This is a genomic window from Micromonospora sp. NBC_00421 (assembly GCF_036017915.1).
In the GTDB taxonomy this organism is placed as follows: Bacteria; Actinomycetota; Actinomycetes; order Mycobacteriales; family Micromonosporaceae; genus Micromonospora.
Genome location: NZ_CP107929.1, coordinates 5,301,188 through 5,317,239, shown reverse-complemented (window position 1 = coordinate 5,317,239; position 16,052 = coordinate 5,301,188). Strand labels below are relative to the sequence as shown.

14 protein-coding genes and 1 pseudogene are annotated in these 16,052 nt (G+C 71.5%); 10 read left to right on the top strand and 5 right to left on the bottom strand.

Going from position 1 to position 16,052, the window contains the following annotated elements; genetic code table 11:
- The 7 genes from nuoI (at position 1) to OHQ87_RS22495 (ending at position 8,198) form a co-directional block, all read left to right on the top strand.
- Positions 1–660, top strand: coding sequence for an NADH-quinone oxidoreductase subunit NuoI (gene nuoI, locus OHQ87_RS22525; protein ID WP_328340864.1), 660 nt, complete (start codon positions 1–3; stop codon positions 658–660).
- Positions 657–1,427 (top strand): NADH-quinone oxidoreductase subunit J, encoded by a 771-nt coding sequence (locus tag OHQ87_RS22520; RefSeq protein WP_328340862.1) that lies wholly within the window; start codon positions 657–659, stop codon positions 1,425–1,427. Before nuoI ends, OHQ87_RS22520 begins: the two co-directional genes overlap by 4 nt.
- A gap of 112 nt (positions 1,428–1,539) precedes the next feature.
- Positions 1,540–1,839: an NADH-quinone oxidoreductase subunit NuoK gene (gene nuoK / locus OHQ87_RS22515; protein ID WP_091244416.1), complete on the top strand. Its 300-nt coding sequence runs from the start codon at positions 1,540–1,542 to the stop codon at positions 1,837–1,839.
- A gap of 12 nt (positions 1,840–1,851) precedes the next feature.
- A complete protein-coding gene (nuoL, locus tag OHQ87_RS22510) occupies positions 1,852–3,810 on the top strand; it encodes an NADH-quinone oxidoreductase subunit L (RefSeq protein WP_328340860.1) in 1,959 nt (652 codons plus the stop codon).
- Between the two features lie 64 nt (positions 3,811–3,874).
- Positions 3,875–5,407 (top strand): NADH-quinone oxidoreductase subunit M, encoded by a 1,533-nt coding sequence (locus OHQ87_RS22505; protein WP_204925776.1) that lies wholly within the window; start codon positions 3,875–3,877, stop codon positions 5,405–5,407.
- Positions 5,408–5,471: 64 nt separating this feature from the next.
- Positions 5,472–7,025 (top strand): NADH-quinone oxidoreductase subunit NuoN, encoded by a 1,554-nt coding sequence (gene nuoN / locus OHQ87_RS22500; RefSeq protein ID WP_328340856.1) that lies wholly within the window; start codon positions 5,472–5,474, stop codon positions 7,023–7,025.
- Positions 7,026–7,115: 90 nt separating this feature from the next.
- Entirely contained in the window at positions 7,116–8,198 is a 1,083-nt protein-coding gene (locus OHQ87_RS22495) for a polyprenyl synthetase family protein (RefSeq protein WP_328340855.1), read from the top strand.
- Positions 8,199–8,230: 32 nt separating this feature from the next.
- Here OHQ87_RS22495 and OHQ87_RS22490 read toward each other — a convergent pair whose 3' ends face one another.
- Entirely contained in the window at positions 8,231–9,421 is a 1,191-nt protein-coding gene (locus OHQ87_RS22490; RefSeq protein WP_328340853.1) for an MFS transporter, read from the bottom strand.
- A 157-nt stretch (positions 9,422–9,578) separates the two neighbouring features.
- Between OHQ87_RS22490 and OHQ87_RS22485 the strand changes: the two genes are divergently transcribed.
- Positions 9,579–10,361 carry an IclR family transcriptional regulator gene (locus tag OHQ87_RS22485; RefSeq protein ID WP_328340851.1) on the top strand — a complete coding sequence of 261 codons (783 nt, stop codon included), beginning with the start codon at positions 9,579–9,581 and terminating at the stop codon, positions 10,359–10,361.
- A gap of 93 nt (positions 10,362–10,454) precedes the next feature.
- On the opposite strand, the gene OHQ87_RS22480 is transcribed toward OHQ87_RS22485, so the two are convergent.
- Entirely contained in the window at positions 10,455–12,581 is a 2,127-nt protein-coding gene (locus OHQ87_RS22480; RefSeq protein ID WP_328340849.1) for a PhoX family protein, read from the bottom strand.
- Positions 12,582–12,818: 237 nt separating this feature from the next.
- Here OHQ87_RS22480 and OHQ87_RS22475 point away from each other — a divergent pair, with 237 nt between their 5' ends.
- On the top strand, positions 12,819–13,313 hold the full coding sequence (locus OHQ87_RS22475; protein WP_328348956.1) for a sigma-70 family RNA polymerase sigma factor: 495 nt from the start codon (positions 12,819–12,821) through the stop codon (positions 13,311–13,313).
- A complete protein-coding gene (locus OHQ87_RS22470; RefSeq protein WP_328340848.1) occupies positions 13,310–14,011 on the top strand; it encodes an anti-sigma factor family protein in 702 nt (233 codons plus the stop codon). The genes OHQ87_RS22475 and OHQ87_RS22470 overlap by 4 nt, the downstream gene beginning before the upstream one ends.
- A 60-nt stretch (positions 14,012–14,071) precedes the next feature.
- Here OHQ87_RS22470 and rarD read toward each other — a convergent pair whose 3' ends face one another.
- The 3 genes and pseudogenes from rarD to OHQ87_RS22455 form a co-directional block, all read right to left on the bottom strand.
- Positions 14,072–14,995: an EamA family transporter RarD gene (gene rarD, locus OHQ87_RS22465; RefSeq protein WP_328340846.1), complete on the bottom strand. Its 924-nt coding sequence runs from the start codon at positions 14,993–14,995 to the stop codon at positions 14,072–14,074.
- Positions 14,992–15,482, bottom strand: a pseudogene (locus OHQ87_RS22460) (GNAT family N-acetyltransferase). The gene rarD and the pseudogene OHQ87_RS22460 overlap by 4 nt, the downstream one beginning before the upstream one ends.
- Positions 15,483–15,651: 169 nt before the next feature.
- The gene (locus OHQ87_RS22455) at positions 15,652–16,038 is read right to left on the bottom strand and encodes a phage holin family protein (protein ID WP_328340842.1); all 387 of its coding nucleotides are present in this window, start codon (positions 16,036–16,038) and stop codon (positions 15,652–15,654) included.
- Positions 16,039–16,052 lie beyond the last annotated feature (14 nt).

Genomic DNA, 16,052 nt, shown 5'->3' with positions numbered 1-16,052 from the left:
GTGGGCGCGATCACCGGAACGTTCAAGGGCTTCGGAGTCACCTTCTCGCACATGTTCAGGAAGGTCGTCACCACCGACTACCCGTTCAAGCCGCCGGTCTCGGCGCCGCGCTACCACGGGCGGCACATCCTCAACCGGCACCCGGACGGCCTGGAGAAGTGCATCGGCTGCGAGCTGTGCGCCTGGGCCTGCCCGGCGGATGCGATCTTCGTCGAGGGCGGCGACAACACCGACGAGCAGCGCTTCTCGCCGGGCGAGCGGTACGCCAGCGTCTACCAGATCAACTACGCCCGGTGCATCTTCTGCGGGCTCTGCATCGAGGCCTGCCCGACCCGTTCGCTGACCATGAGCAACGAGTACGAGCTGGCCCGGGACAACCGGCAGGACCTGATCTTCACCAAGGAGCAGTTGCTCGCTCCGCTGCTCGAAGGTATGGAGCAGCCGCCGCACCCGATGCGGCTCGGTGACAGCGAGAAGGACTACTACGTCGGCGCGCTGACCAACCCGGGCACCTCGGCCGGGGCCGAGCAGTCCCCGATGGGGCCCGGCGGCTACCGGGTCGAGGAGCACCCCGGGGTGACCTTCCCGGGTGCCGAGCAGGCGGCCCAGCGGGCCGGTGCGGCCGATGGCACGGCAGCGGGCAAGGGAGCCGGAGCATGAACACGTCCACGGTGCTCGCCGCGGCGGGCCAGGTGACCGGGGGTGAGGAGGTCACCTTCTGGATCCTCGCCCCGTTGGCGCTGATCGGCGCGATCGGCATGGTCTGGGCGCGCAACGCCGTGCACTCGGCGCTCTTCCTGGTGCTCACCATGCTCTGCCTCGGCGTGTTCTACGTCCTGCAGGCCGGGCCGTTCATCGGCATGGTGCAGATCATCGTCTACACCGGCGCGATCATGATGCTGTTCCTGTTCGTACTGATGCTTGTCGGTCGGGACGCCTCCGACTCGCTGATCGAGACGCTGCGCGGTCAGCGGATCGCCGCGGTGGTGCTCGGGCTCGGCTTCGCCGGGCTGGTCGGCACCGGCCTCTACCGGGCCCTGAACGGGGTCGCCGCGGTCGGTCTGGAGCAGGCCAACGCGGAGGGCAACGTGCAGGGCATCGCCCGGCTGCTCTTCACCAAGTACGTCCTCGCCTTCGAGCTGACCTCCGCGCTGCTGATCACGGCGGCGATCGGCGCGATGGTGCTGGCCCACGTCGAGCGGCGCAAGGAAGACAAGATGGACCAGGTCGCCACCATGAAGGCCCGGTTCCGCCCCGGCAACTACCCGGGCCCGAAGCCCGGCCCGGGTGTCTTCGCCACCTCCTCCTCGGTGGCCACCCCGGCCCGGCTGCCCGACGGCCGGCTGACCGACCGCAGCACCCCGGCGATCCTGCCCCAGCGCGAGCTGACCGCCGAGGAAACCACCCTGAAGGGGACGGAACGGTGAGCGCGAGGAGTGCAGCGAAGCGGAGCCCCGCAGTCGCGAACGGAGTGGTTTCGGTGAGCGCGAGGAGTGCAGCGAAGCGGAGCCCCGCAGTCGCGAACGAAAGGCCGGTCCGGTGAGCCCTGACTACTACCTGATCCTGGCGGCGGTGCTGTTCACCATCGGCGCGGTCGGGGTGCTGGTACGGCGCAACGCGATCGTGCTGTTCATGTGCGTCGAGCTGATGCTCAACGCGGCCAACCTGACGCTGGTCACCTTCAGCCGGATCAACGGTGACCTCAACGGACAGATCATGGCGTTCTTCGTGATGGTGGTGGCGGCGGCCGAGGTCGTGGTCGGGCTCGCGATCATCATGTCGATCTTCCGGACCCGACGCTCCGCGAGCGTCGACGACGCCAACCTGCTGAAGTACTAAAGGGGCCCTGCGGTGGATGAGATTCTGACGTACGCCCAGGCAGAGCCGGCGGGTGCCGTCACCTACGCGGCGGCGGACGGCCTGCTGAGCAGCGTCTGGCTGCTGGTGGCGATCCCGTTGGTCAGCGCGGCGATCCTGCTGCTGCTCGGCCGGCGGGCCGACCGCTGGGGGCACTGGCTGGGCGTGGCCGCGATCGGTGCCGCGTTCGTGCTGGGGCTCACCTCGTTCTTCCAGCTGCGCGGGCTGGAGAACAAGTCCGTCGAGCTGAGCCTCTGGGACTTCATCACGGTCGGCAACCTGCGGGTGGACTTCGGTCTGCTCTTCGACCCGCTGGCCGCGGTCTTCGTCCTGCTGATCACCGGGGTGGGCTTCCTGATCCACCTCTACGCGGTGGAGTACATGGCGCACGACGAGGGCCGGCGACGGTTCTTCGCGTACTTCAACCTCTTCGTCGCCGCGATGCTGCTGCTGGTGCTCGGCAACAACTACGTGATGCTCTACTTCGGCTGGGAGGGCGTCGGTCTGGCGTCGTACCTGCTGATCTCCTTCTGGTACGGGCGGCCGAGCGCGGCCACCGCCGGCAAGAAGGCGTTCCTGATGAACCGGGTCGGCGACGCCGGCCTGGCGATCGGCATCTTCATCCTGTTCGCCACCCTCGGCACCACCCAGTACGACGAGGTCTTCACCGGCGTCGGCGGGCTGGCCAGCGGCACGGTGCTGGTGCTGGGCCTGCTGCTGCTGCTCGGGGCGGCCGGCAAGTCCGGTCAGTTCCCGCTCCAGGCGTGGTTGCCGGACGCGATGGAGGGCCCGACGCCGGTGTCGGCGCTGATCCACGCGGCCACCATGGTCACCGCGGGCGTCTACCTGATCGCCCGGTCCAACCCGATCTTCTCGGCCAACGAGACCCTCCAGCTCGTGGTGGTGAGCGTCGGCGCGCTGACCCTGCTGATGGGCTGCATCATCGGCGCGGCCAAGGACGACATCAAGCGGGTGCTGGCCTGGTCGACCGTCAGCCAGATCGGTTACATGTTCCTCGGTGTCGGCCTCGGCGGCGCGGCGTACGCGCTGGCCATCGTGCACCTGCTGGCGCACGGCTTCTTCAAGGCCAACATGTTCCTCGGTGCCGGCTCGGTCATGCACGGCATGAACGACCAGGTGGACATCCGCCGTTTCGGCGGGCTGTCGAAGTACATGAAGATCACCTGGATCACCTTCATGATGGGCTGGCTCGCCATCATCGGCATGTTCCCGTTCTCCGGCTTCTTCTCCAAGGAGCCGATCATCGTGGCCGCGTTCGAGCGGGAGGGCTGGACGGCCTGGCTGTTCGGCGGGGCGGCGCTGCTCGGCGCGGGGTTGACCGCGTTCTACATGACCCGGCTGTTCGTGCTGACCTTCCACGGCCCGAAGCGGTGGACCGAGGACATCGCGCACCCGCACGAGTCGCCGAAGCTGATGACCATCCCGCTGATCCTGCTGGCGGTCGGCTCGGTCGGCGCCGGGTTCCTGCTCGCCACCTCCGTACCGGACTGGCTGACCGCCACCGCCGGGCTGGGCGGCGAGCACACGGAGCACGCCGCGGTGCTGCCGCACTGGCTGCTCACCACGCTGTCGCTTGTGGTGACGGTGCTCGGTGCCGGGCTGGCCTGGGCGCTGTTCCGCAACGGCACGGCCCTCGCGCCGCAGCCGGCCGGGGTGGTCGTCACCGCGGCCCGGCGCAACCTCTACACGGACGCCTTCAACGAGGTGGTCTTCGAGAAGCCGGGCATCTTCCTCACCCGGGCGCTTGTCTTCCTGGACAACCGGGGCGTCGACGGGCTGGTCAACGGCCTGGCCGCCGGGATCGGGGGCGGTTCGGGCCGGCTCCGGCGGTGGCAGACCGGCTTCGTCCGGTCGTATGCGACCTCGATCCTGACCGGCGCGCTGCTCGTGGTGGCGGCGTTCCTGGCAGTGCAGGCGGGGTGGCTGGCGTGATCGACCTCAATGCGACCGCCCCCGCCGGCGGACCCCGCATCCACGACGGAGGTAAGGCCGCATAATGTCCAACTTCCCGTTCCTCTCGGTGCTGACCGTGGCGCCGCTGGTCGGCGCCCTGGTCGTGGCCTTCCTGCCGCGTCGCCGGCCCGACCTGGCCAAGCAGGTGGCGTTCGGCTGGTCGCTGCTGGTGCTGGCGCTCTCGGTGGTGATGTGGGTTTCGTTCCAGGCCGACGGCGACCGGCTCCAGTTCCGTGAGTCGTACCCGTGGATCCCCACCTGGGACGTCAACTTCACCTTCGCCGTCGACGGCATCGCGCTGGTCATGCTGATGCTGATCGCGGTGCTGGTGCCGCTGGTGATCCTGGCGTCCTGGCACGACGCCGACGCGTCGAAGCGCTCGGTGCCTGCCTACTTCGCCCTGCTGCTCGTCCTCGAATCCACGATGATCGGCGTCTTCGCCGCCGCCGACGTCTTCCTGTTCTACGTGTTCTTCGAGGTCATGCTGGTGCCGATGTACTTCCTGATCGGCAGCTACGGCGGCCACCAGCGGCAGTACGCGGCGGTGAAGTTCTTCCTCTACTCCCTGGTCGGCGGCCTGTTCATGCTGGCCGCGGTGATCGGCCTGTGGGTGGTCGGCGGGAAGACCTTCGACTGGCAGACGCTGACCCAGGTGGACATCTCCACCGGCACCGAGCGTTGGCTGTTCCTCGGCTTCTTCCTCGCCTTCGCGATCAAGGCGCCGTTCTTCCCGTTCCACACCTGGCTGCCGGACGCCGGTCGGGCCGCCCCGGCGGGCGCCGCCGCGCTGCTGGTCGGGGTGCTGGACAAGGTCGGCACCTTCGGCATCCTGCGCTACTGCCTGCCGCTGTTCCCGGAGGCGTCGAAGTGGTTCGCCCCGTGGGCGCTGGCGTTGGGCCTGATCGGCATCCTCTACGCCGCGCTGCTCGCCGTCGGTCAGTCCGACCTGAAGCGGCTGGTGTCGTACACCTCGATCGCGCACTTCGGGTTCATCGGGGTCGGCATCTTCGCCTTCACCACCCAGGCGGGCACCGGCGCGGTGCTCTACATGCTCAACCACGGGCTCGCCACCGGCCTGCTCTTCCTGGTGGTCGGGATGCTCATCGCCCGCCGGGGCTCGTCGCTGATCTCCGACTTCGGCGGGGCGGGCAAACTGGTGCCGCTGCTGGCCGGGGTGCTCTTCTTCGCCGGTCTGGCGTCGCTGGCGCTGCCCGGCACCGCGCCGTTCGTCTCCGAGTTCCTGGTGCTGATCGGCACCTTCACGGTGAACAAGCCGGTCGCGGTGATCGCCACCCTGGGCATCATCCTGGCGGCGGCGTACGTGCTGTGGATGGTGCAGCGCACCACCCAGGGGACGCTCAACCCGGAGCTGACCGAGGTCAAGGCGATGCACCGGGACCTCACCCTGCGCGAGAAGGCGGTGGTCGCCCCGCTGATCGCCCTGATCGTGCTGCTCGGCTTCTATCCCAAGCCGGTCACCGATGTGATCAACCCCGCCGTCCAGGCGACCATGCAGGACGTCGGCAAGACCGATCCCGCCCCTGAGGTCGGCAGCGTCCAGGAGGCTGCACAGTGAGCGCGAGGAGTGGACGAGCGCTGCGAGTGAGCCCCGCAGTCGCGAGCGAAAGGCGGCATCTGCGATGACCGAGCTCAAGTTGCCGTCGATCGACTACCCGGCGATCGCCCCGATCCTGATCATGCTCGGGGTGGCCCTGCTGGGCGTCCTGGTGGAGGCGTTCGTGCCGCGCCGCCGCCGGCACCTCGTGCAGCTGACGCTGTCCCTGCTGGCGGTGCTCGCCGCACTCGTGCTGGTGGTGCTCAACGCCGGCGTGCGGCTGGTCACGGCGGGCGGGGCGTTGGCTGTGGACGGTCCCACCCTGTTCCTCCAGGGCACCATCCTGGTGCTCGCCGCGATGGCGCTGCTGCTGATCGGCGAGCGCTCGGTGGAGCGCGGCGGGGCGTTCGTCGCCCAGGCCGCGGTGACCGCCGAGTCGGCCGACGACAGGCAGCAGGCCGAGGGACGCAACGGGGCGACCGAGGTCTACCCGCTGACCAGCTTCGCGATCGGCGGCATGCTGATCTTCGTGGCGGCGAACGACCTGCTGACCATGTTCATCGCGCTGGAGGTCTTCTCCCTGCCGCTCTACCTGCTCTGCGCGCTGGCCCGTCGCCGGCGGCTGCTCAGCCAGGAAGCGGCGATGAAGTACTTCCTGCTCGGCGCGTACGCCTCGGCGTTCTTCCTGTTCGGGGTGGCCCTGGTGTACGGCTTCACCGCCGGCATCCCGGGCCGCTCGGCCGGGGTCGACTTCGCCACCGTGCACGCCGCGGTGAGCGAGTCCCCGGCCAGCGACGTGCTGCTCTACGCCGGAATGGCGCTGATCGCCATCGGCCTGCTGTTCAAGGCCGCCGCCGCCCCGTTCCACGTCTGGACCCCGGACGTCTACCAGGGCGCGCCGACGCCGGTCACCGGCTTCATGGCGGCCTGCACGAAGGTCGCCGCGTTCGGCGCCCTGCTGCGGGTCTTCCACGTGGCGTTCGACCGGGCCGCCTGGGACTTCACCCCGGTCCTCGGGGTGGTGGCGGTGCTCACCATGCTGGTCGGCGCGGTGCTGGCGGTCACCCAGACCGACATCAAGCGCCTGCTGGCGTACTCGTCGATCGCCAACGCCGGATACCTGCTGGTCGGGGTGCTCGCCCCGACCGGTGCGGGCGTCTCCGGCACGATGTTCTACCTGGCCGCGTACGGCTTCTCGGTGCTCGCCGCGTTCGCCGTGGTGACCCTGGTCCGGGACGCCGACGGGGAGGCCACCCACCTGTCCCGGTGGGCCGGGCTGGGCCGCCGCTCGCCGTTCTACGCCGGGGTGTTCACCTTCATCCTGCTGGCCTTCGCCGGCATCCCGTTGACCAGCGGCTTCATGAGCAAGTTCGCGGTCTTCGGCCCGGCGCTGGAGAGCGGGCACGCCTGGCTTGTGGTGGCGGGCGTGCTGACCAGCATGGTGCTTGCCTTCCCGTACCTGCGGGTGGTGGTGATGATGTGGCTCTCCGAGCCAGGTGAGACCACCCCGACCATCGCGGTGCCGGGTGGGCTGACCGCCACCGCGCTGATGATCGGGGTGGCGGCCACGCTGATCCTCGGCGTGCTGCCGGCGCCCCTGCTCGACCTGGCGACGGACGCTGCGACATTCGTCAGGTGATCTTCTCTCCAGGCCGTGGGGCCGGCGCGCCGGGGGCGTGCCGGCCCCACGGCCGTATCCCCCGGCAGGAGCAGGTCGAACGGGTGTGGCATGGTTGATGGTGTGGTGATTTCGGCGGGGGAACGGTCAGGCGGCGTCGGCTCCGGCGGTCGTCGGGGCCGGGCGGGTACGGGTCAGATCGGCGCGCTCGGCGTGCACCTGGCCGATCCGCGGGTCGAGGCGTCCGTGCTGGGCCTGCTCGACGACGTCGAGGTGGAGCTGCGGGCCAGCGTGTCCAGCGCCGATCCGCTCGTCACCGAGGCGGCCCGGCACCTGGTCGAAGCGGGCGGCAAGCGCTTCCGCCCGCTGCTGGTGGCCCTGGGAGCGCAGTTCGGTGACCCGGCGGGCCCGCAGGTGGTGCCGGCCGCGGTGGTGATGGAGCTCACCCACCTGGCCACCCTCTACCACGACGACGTGATGGACGAGGCGGCCGTGCGGCGGGGCGCCCCGAGCGCCAACTCCCGCTGGACCAACTCGGTGGCCATCCTGGTCGGCGACTACCTCTTCGCGCGGGCCGCCGACATCGCCGCCGACCTGGGGCCGGTGGCGGTCCGCCTCCAGGCCCGCACCTTCGCCCGGCTGGTGCACGGTCAGATCGCCGAGACCGTCGGCCCCCGCGCGGAGGACCCGGTCGACCACTACCTGCGGGTGATCGCCGACAAGACGGGTTCGCTGATCGCCACCTCGGCCCGCTTCGGCGGCATGTTCGGCGGGGCGTCCGAGGCGCACACCGAGGCCCTCGCCGGCTACGGGGAGACCATCGGGGTGGCCTTCCAGCTCTCCGACGACCTGCTCGACATCGCTTCCGAGTCGACACAGTCGGGCAAGACACCCGGCACCGACCTGCGGGAGGGGGTGCCGACCCTGCCGGTGCTCTACGCGCTGGCCGGTGACGACTCCGACGCGGCGTCGGTGCGGCTGCGGGAGATCCTGGCCACCGGCCCGCTCGTCGACGACGCGCTGCACGCCGAGGCGCTCGGCCTGCTCCGGGAGTCCCCCGCGCTCAAGCGGGCCCGGGAGACCGTCCGGAGCTATGCCGAGGAGGCCCGCGCGCAGCTGGCCCCGCTCCCGCAGAACCCGGCCCGGCGGGCGCTCGAATCCCTCTGCGACTACATCGCCGACCGCACCAGCTGACCGGTGCGTCGCCGGCCCCCGAGCATGGCGCGTCAGGCGGCGGCGGAACGGGTGAGCAGCCGGCTGCCGGTGAGCATCAGGACGGCGGACAGCACCATGGCGACCGCGGCGGCCAGCCACATCGCCGGGTAACCGTTGGCCCCGGCGAGCGCGCCCAGGCCGAGCGGGCCGACGCAGCCGCCGGCGTACACCCCGGTCTGGGTGATCGAGGTGGCGGCGGCCGGGGCCTGCGGGTGCAGCCGGACCACAGCGAAGTTCAGCAGCCCCGGCCAGGCCCAGCCCAGCCCGAAGCCGAGCACCACCCCGACGGTCAACGGCACCGCCCCCGCCCCCGCCAGCAGCCCCAGCCCGACCGCCCCGACCACGAGCATCGCGGCGATCAGCGCCACGTGACCGGTGTCGCGCCGGTCGGCGAGCCAGCCGACGCCGATCCGGGCGGCCACGCAGACCGCGCCGCCCAGGGTGAGCACCAACCCGGCCGGGCCGGGGGCCAGCCCCTGGTGCACCGACGAGTCGACCACGAACGTGCCCAGCGCGTTGGCGGCCCCCGCCGCGAGGGCGGCGGCCAACCCGACCACCACCAGCGCCGCTGTGGCCCCGCCACCGCGCCCCGCCGCGCGCTGCCGCACCGGTCCGGCCACCCCCGGCGGTACGGCCGGCAGCGCGGCAAGTGCGGCCGCGGCGGCGGCCACGAACGCCCAGCGCCACCCGGCGGTGAGGGCGATCACCGGCACCGCCGCCCCGGCCAGCAGCGTGGAGGCGGGGACGGCGGCCTGCTTCACCCCGAACGACAGGCCCTGCCGCCGGGCGGGCACGTGCCGGGCCAGCGCGGCGTTGCTGGCCAGTTGGCCCAGTGCGTTCGCCGTGGCGCTCAGCGCGAGCAGGCCGACAAGCACCGGGTACGACCGGGCCAGCCCGGCGATGGCGAGCAGGCAACCGGCGGCGAGCCCGATGGCGACCCGGGCCACCACGGCCGGGCCGACCCGTTCCACCAACCGGCCGGACGGCATCGAGGCGAGTGCGCTGACGCCGAAGTAGACCGACACGGCCAGCCCCAACCCGGCGGGGGAGAAGCCCAGGTCGTCCCCCATCTGTACGGCGAGCCCGCCGACCAGGAAGACCGGCAGGACGCTGGCGATGGTGGTGGCGACCGCTCCGCCACCGGCCCGCAGGGGGCGTACGGGCGGTCGGCTCGGCGAGGGGCTGAGCACGGTGTCGGTCATCGTGGGATCAACCTACGCGAGTCGACTTCCGGACATCTCCCGGCGTGTCGCCGAGTGACCCGCCGTATACCGCCTGATCTGGCATCCTCCACCCGATCGGGCGTTCCGTCTCGGGCTGGTTTTTCATATGGTGTAATCCCCGGCTGCGGAGGTGGTTGTGCGTGACCCCCTGGCGGAACCTTCGGACCTGATCCGAAGTGTCTCCCGCGCGCTACGCGTGCTCGAGTCGGTCGGTCGTGCCCCGAAGGGTCTGACCGTCAAGCAGATCGCCCGGCGCTGCGAGCTGACCGTCGCCACCACCTACCACCTGGTCCGCACCCTGGCCTACGAGGGTTACGTGATCCGGCGGGAGGACGGCACCTACATCGTCGGCCTGGAGATCGCCGACCGGTACCGCGAACTGGTCACCGCGTTCCGCGGGCCGGCCGCCGTCGGGGAGTCGCTCCGGCGGGCCGCCGTGGAGACCGGATGGAGTCACTACCTGGGCCGGTTCGTCGGCGGCCAGGTGGCGATCACCGCGACCGCCGAGGGGATCCGCTCGCCCTACCTGGAGGACATGGTCCCCGGTTTCGACGAGGGCGCACACGCCACCGCCCTGGGTAAGGCGCTGCTGGCCACCCTCACCACCGAGCAGCGTTTCCGTTACCTGCGCGACTACGGCATGCGGCCGTTCACCACCGCCACCCTGACCAGCCCCGAGGCGTTCGAGGCTGACCTGGCCGCCGGTGACCGCCGGGGGATGCAGCTGGAGCTGGGCCAGTTCCGGCAGGGGGTGGCCTGTGCCGCCGTCCTGGTCACCCCGGACAAGGACATGGAACGGCGGGTGGTGCTTGCCTGCGCGTTGCCGGCCAGCGAGATGATGACCTCGGCCCGGGTGGTGCGGGCCAAGCTGCTCACCGCCGCCCGTGCCGTCGCCGACGGCATCGCCGCCGACGTCTGACCCGCCCCACCCGGGCGAAGGCCCCCTCCCGGACCGAAGCGGAAGAGGGCCTTCGCGGCCGGTCCGGCGGTGGACCGACCCGGGAGAGGTACGTCAGCTGCCGATCGGGCCGCCGTCGAGCCGCCAGGTGACCACCACGCCCGGCTTGGCGTAGTCGCCGTCCGGCCAGGTCGACGCCGGCTTCTCCACCGACGCACCGGTGATCTCGCCCGGGTGCTGCACGGCCACGAACACCGACCGGTTGTCGCCGGTGATGAACGGCCCGCACGTCTCCGCACCCAGCGGCACGGTGAGGAACTGCTTGAGGTGCCCCCGCTCCGGCCCCTCGACGGCGGTGGCGAAGAGGCCGTCGTTGCTGCCCAGCGCGTTGCCGTCGGTGGAGATCCAGAGGTTGCCGGTAGCGTCGAAGGCGACGTTGTCCGGGCAGGAGATCGGGGAGACCTTGGTCTTGTCGTACCCGGCGAAGTAGGTCGACGGGTCGGTCGGGTCACCGGCGACGATCGGCAGCGACCAGGCGAAGGACTCCGAGGTGTTGTCGCCCCGGTCCTCGACCAGCTCCAGGATCTGCCCGTGCTTGTTGAGGTTGCGCGGGTTGATCTCGTCGGCGGCCGGCTTGCCGGCCTTGCCCCGGTCGGAGTTGTTGGTCAGCGCCACGTACACCTTGCCGGTGAGCAGGCTCGGCTCGACGTCCTCCGGCCGGTCCATCTTGGTCGCGCCGACCTTGTCGCCGGCGAGCCGGGTGAAGGTGAGCACGTCGGCGGCGGTCATCCCGTCGACGTACGAGCGGTTGCCGCTGACCAGCCTGATCCATCGGCCGGAGCCGTTGAACGCGCCGTCGGCGGGCAGCTTTCCCGAGCCGTCGATCTCGGCGGCGCTGGTCTGGGCGAACTGCGCCACGTAGAGGGTGCCCGACTCCAGCAGGGTCAGGTTGTTCTTGCGGGCCACCCAGGAGTCGCCCGGCATGAACTTCTTGTCCGAGACGAACTTGTAGAGGTAGTCGAAGCGCTCGTCGTCACCCATGTACGCGACCACCCGCCCGTCGCGGGCCACGATCACGTTGGCGCCCTCGTGCTTGAACCGGCCCAGCGCGGTGTGCTTGCGCGGGCGGCTCTCCGGGTCGAACGGGTCGATCTCCACGATCCACCCGAACCGGTGCGCCTCGTGGGGGTGCTTCGCCAGGTCGAACCGCTCGTCGGCCCGCTCCCACTTGCGGCTGCCGCTCGGGTAGCGGGCGGTGGTGGTGATGCCGTACCTGTCGAACTTCGGCTTCAGCTCGGCGGGCGCCGCGTCCGCGCCGACGAAGTACTGGTTGAAGTTCTCCTCGCCGGAGAGCACCGTCCCCCAGGGGGTGACCCCGCCGGCGCAGTTGTTGAGCGTCCCGACCACCGTACGGCCCTTCGGGTCGGCTGCGGTACGCAGCCAGGCCGAGCCGGCGGCCGGACCGGTCAGCTCGAACTTCGTGGCCAGCGCGGTGACCCGCCTGTTGTACGGCCGGCGACCCTGGCCCACCGGTCGCCACTGCCCGGTGCCGTCCACCCGCTCCAGCTCCACCACGGACATGCCGTGCGCGGCCATCGCGGTGCGCAACTGCTCGACCGTGAGGTTGTCCAGGCCGGTGAAGCCCGGGAACATCAGGTCCTCGTTGGTGTACTCGTGGTTGACCACGAGCAGCGCCCGCCTGCCCCGCCGGTCCAGCGGCAGCACCCCGACGAAGTCGTTGTTGTAGCCGAACTGCTTGGCCTGGGCGGCGGCGGTCTGCCCGCGCAGGTCGAACCGGGGCGCGCCGGGCAGTACCGGGTCGCCCCAGCGGATGACCACGCTGTGGTCGTACCCGTTGGGGACGACCAGGGTGTCGAGCTGGTTCGGCGGGATCGGCTTGAAGGTGAGCGCCCCGCTGCCGACGCCGCGCTGCGGCGCGGTCGGGTTGCCGACCTCCGGCACCACGGGGGTGGCCGGCGCGGCGGCGGCGGGGACGGCGCCGGCCAGCGCGCCGGCGGCGGCACCGCCGAAGCCGAGCACCAGGGCGCCCACGGCACCCGCCCGGACCACGCCCCGGCGGGAGACCTCGCCCTCGACCAGGTCGCCGAAGTAGGTGTTGTCGGAGGTGTTGGGCACCGGGTGGTCGCAGGCGTTGCCGCAGCGGTACAGACAGGTCATCGCATCGCGGCTGCCGTGCCGGTTGGCACCGAGCAGCGGGAGCAGCCGGGGACGGTCGCTCATGGGAAGGAGCCTCCTGGAAGCAGGTCGGTGGCACGCCGTTCTCACCTGCTCGACGTGCGTACCGGGCGGACGCTGCCAGGACGGGATGAGCGGGCACCGGACTCGGTGTGAACCGGATGTGAACAGCAGTGACCGGTGAACCGATCGGGGTCACGACCCGTAGTAACGGGCGGACACACTCGCCGGACTCGTCGCGCGGGAAGCGAGGGGATCACCATCAGCGACCACGACGCCCAACTGCTGCGCGCCCTGCACGACGAGCATGCCGAGGCGCTCTACACGCACGCGTTGCGGCTGGTCAACGGGGACCGCACCCGGGCCGAGGACCTGGTGCAGGAGACCCTGCTGCGGGCCTGGCGGCACCCCGAGTCGCTGGACCCGCGACGCGGCTCGGTCCGCGCCTGGCTCTTCACGACCGCCCGGAACCTGGCGATCGACGCCTGGCGGCGGCGGTCGACCCGGGTCGGCGAGGTGTTCACCGACGACCTGCCCGAGCCACCGGAGACGGTTGACGAAGCGGAGCGCGCGGTGGAGGCCTGGACCATCGCCGAGGCGCTGAGCCGACTCAGCCCCACCCACCGGGAGGTGCTGGTCGAGTGCTTCTACCAGGGTCGTTCGGTGGCCGAGGCGGCGGCCCGGCTGGGGGTCCCGGCGGGGACGGTCAAGTCCCGCACCCACTACGCGCTGCGTTCACTGCGGTTGGCCCTGGCCGAGATGGGGGTGACCGGATGACCCGCTGCGAGTTCGCACACGACGACGGCGCGTACGTGCTGGGTGCGCTCGCTCCCGCCGACCGGGCCGCGTACGAGCGGCACCTGGCCGGCTGCGCGGCGTGCCGGGAGGCGGTGGCCGAGGTCGCCGTGCTGCCGGGCCTGCTGGGCCGGCTCGACCCGACCACGCTTGAGGAGTTCCTCCCGCCGCCGCCGGAGATCAGCCGGGTGCCCGACCTGATCGCCACCGCACGGGACCGCCGCCGCCGCGAGCGCACCGGCAACCGCCGACGGTACGCCGTGACCGCGCTCGTCGCCGCCGCGTTCGCCCTCGTGCTGGGCTTCGGCGGGGCGACCGCCCTGCGCCCGCCCACCCCGCCCGCGCCGACCGTCCAGGCGGTGCGGATGGTCGCCATGGCACCCGTTGCCGCCAAGACCCCGGCGGTGCACGCGGAGATCGGGTTGCGGGGCACCAAGTGGGGCACCGAGGTCACCATGCACTGCGGGTACGACGCGACGGCCGACTACGGCAAGGCGTACACGTTCCGGCTGCTGGCGCGCGGCCCGGACGACGCGACGGAGCAGATCGCCTCGTGGCTGGCCGCCCCCGGCGACGACGTGAACCTGCGCGGCGCGACCCGGTTCACCGACGCCGAGCTGGTCCGCTTCGAACTGCTGCGCTCCGACGGGACCATGGTCCTCAGCTACGACGTCCGCTGATCCGGGTGCGTGCTGGCCCCGTCGGGGTGCCCGGGCCGTCCGCCCGGCGGACCGGGGCGCTCAGTGGGTGGTGACGGGCAGCCGGGCAGCGGCGCGGGCCACGGCCCGGGTACGCCGGCCGTGCCGCACCGCGTCCAGGGTGAAGATCAGCAGGGCCAGCCAGACCAGGGTGAAGCCGGCCAGCCGGGCCGGGGGCATCGGCTCGTGGAAGATCAGCACGCCGCAGCCGAGCTGGAGGATCGGTGCCACGTACTGCAGCATGCCGAGGGCGGTCAGCGGCAGCCGGTTGGCCGCGCCCGCGAAGAGCAGCAGCGGTACGGCGGTCGCCGCCCCGGCCGCCACCAGCAACGCGGTGTGCCCGGCCGAGACCTGCCCGAACGTCGAGTCGCCCCGGCTCGCCAGCCAGCCCAGGTAGGCCAGGGCGGGCAGCGCCAGCACCGCCGACTCGACGAACAACCCCTCCGCCGCCGGCAACCCGAGCCGCTTCTTGGCCAGCCCGTACCCGGCGAAGCTGACCGCCAGGGTCAACGCCAGGTAGGGCAGCCGGCCGTAGTCGACGGTGAGCACCGCGACCGCCGCCGCACCCACCCCGAGCGCCGTCCACTGCGCCGGGCGCAGCCGCTCCCGCAGCACGAACACGCCGAGCAGCACCGACACCAGCGGGTTGATGAAGTAACCGAGCGCGGTCTCCACCACCCGGTCGGAGTTCACCCCGTAGATGTAGGTGCCCCAGTTCACCGCGATCAGCGCCGCCGCGACGGCGATCCCGGCCAACGTCCGGGGGCGACGGGCCAGTGACCGCAGGAAGCCGACGTTGCGCAGGGCGGCGAGCAGCAGCGCGACGAAGAGCACCGACCAGATGATCCGGTGGGCCAGGATCTCCACCGGCCCCGCCGGGCGGAGCAGCTTCAGGTAGATCGGGAAGAAACCCCAGACAAGGTACGCGCCGACGCCGTAGAGATAGCCGAGCCGCAGCGGAGTCACGCCCCCACCGTAAGGGGTGCAGTCGGCTTCGGTTCCTTTCCGGTGAGCGGGGTCACCGGCCGGTCACCCACTCCATCCACCGCTCCGCCGGCACCGGGGTGAAACCCAGCTTCGCGTACACCCCGTGGGCGTCGTGGGTCGCCAACGCGATCCGTCGTACGCCGAGGGAGGCGAGGTGGTCGCGGACCGCACCGGCCAGCCAGGTGCCCAACCCGCGCCCACGCACCTCGGGCGCGACGTAGACGTCGCAGAGCCAGCCGAAGGTGGCCCGGTCGGTGATCACCCGCGCGACGGCGACCTGCGTGCCGTCCTCCGGACGGTAGACGCCGTACGGGATGGACCCGGCGAAGGACCGGTCCGTCGTCTCCCGACTGCGACCGCGCGCCCAGTAGGCGTCGGTGGAGAGCCAGTGGTGCACCCGGTCCCGGTCGATCCGCTCCGGGTCGGTGCTGAGCTGATAGCCGTCGGGGTGGGTCACGGAGAACACGCCGCCACGCTAGCCCAGCCGGGGCCGGTGGCAACGGCAGTTCCCACCCGGTGGCGGGCCTCCACCCGGTGGGCGTGGGCTTCGCAGCGGGTGGCGTCTGCGGGCGGCCTGACCCGGCGGGTGGCCACCGCCATGCCGCTGTCGGTCGGGGCGGTGGCCGGGAACCGGATCAGTCGCGGTCGAGGACGGCCCCGAGAATCCAGGTAACGATGCCGACGAGGAGCGCGCCGAGCACCGCCTCCGGCCAGAACCCGTCCACGTGGAACGGCAGGTCCGCCTGGTCGGCGATCCAGCTGGTGAGCAGGAACAGCAGACCGTTGACGACCAGGGCGATCAACCCGAGGGTGAGCAGGTAGAAACCGCAGCCGACGGTCTTGATGATCGGCTGGAGCACCGCGTTGACCACCCCGAAGATCACCGACACCAGCACCAGCGTGACGATCGCCTCGCCGGCCGAGTCGGTGTCGAGCGTGATACCCGGGATGAGCAGTGTCGCCAGCCAGAAGGCCACCGCCGTGGAGCCCAACCTGATCAGAAGACCCTTCAGGAAATCCATGGCCGGGATCGTGC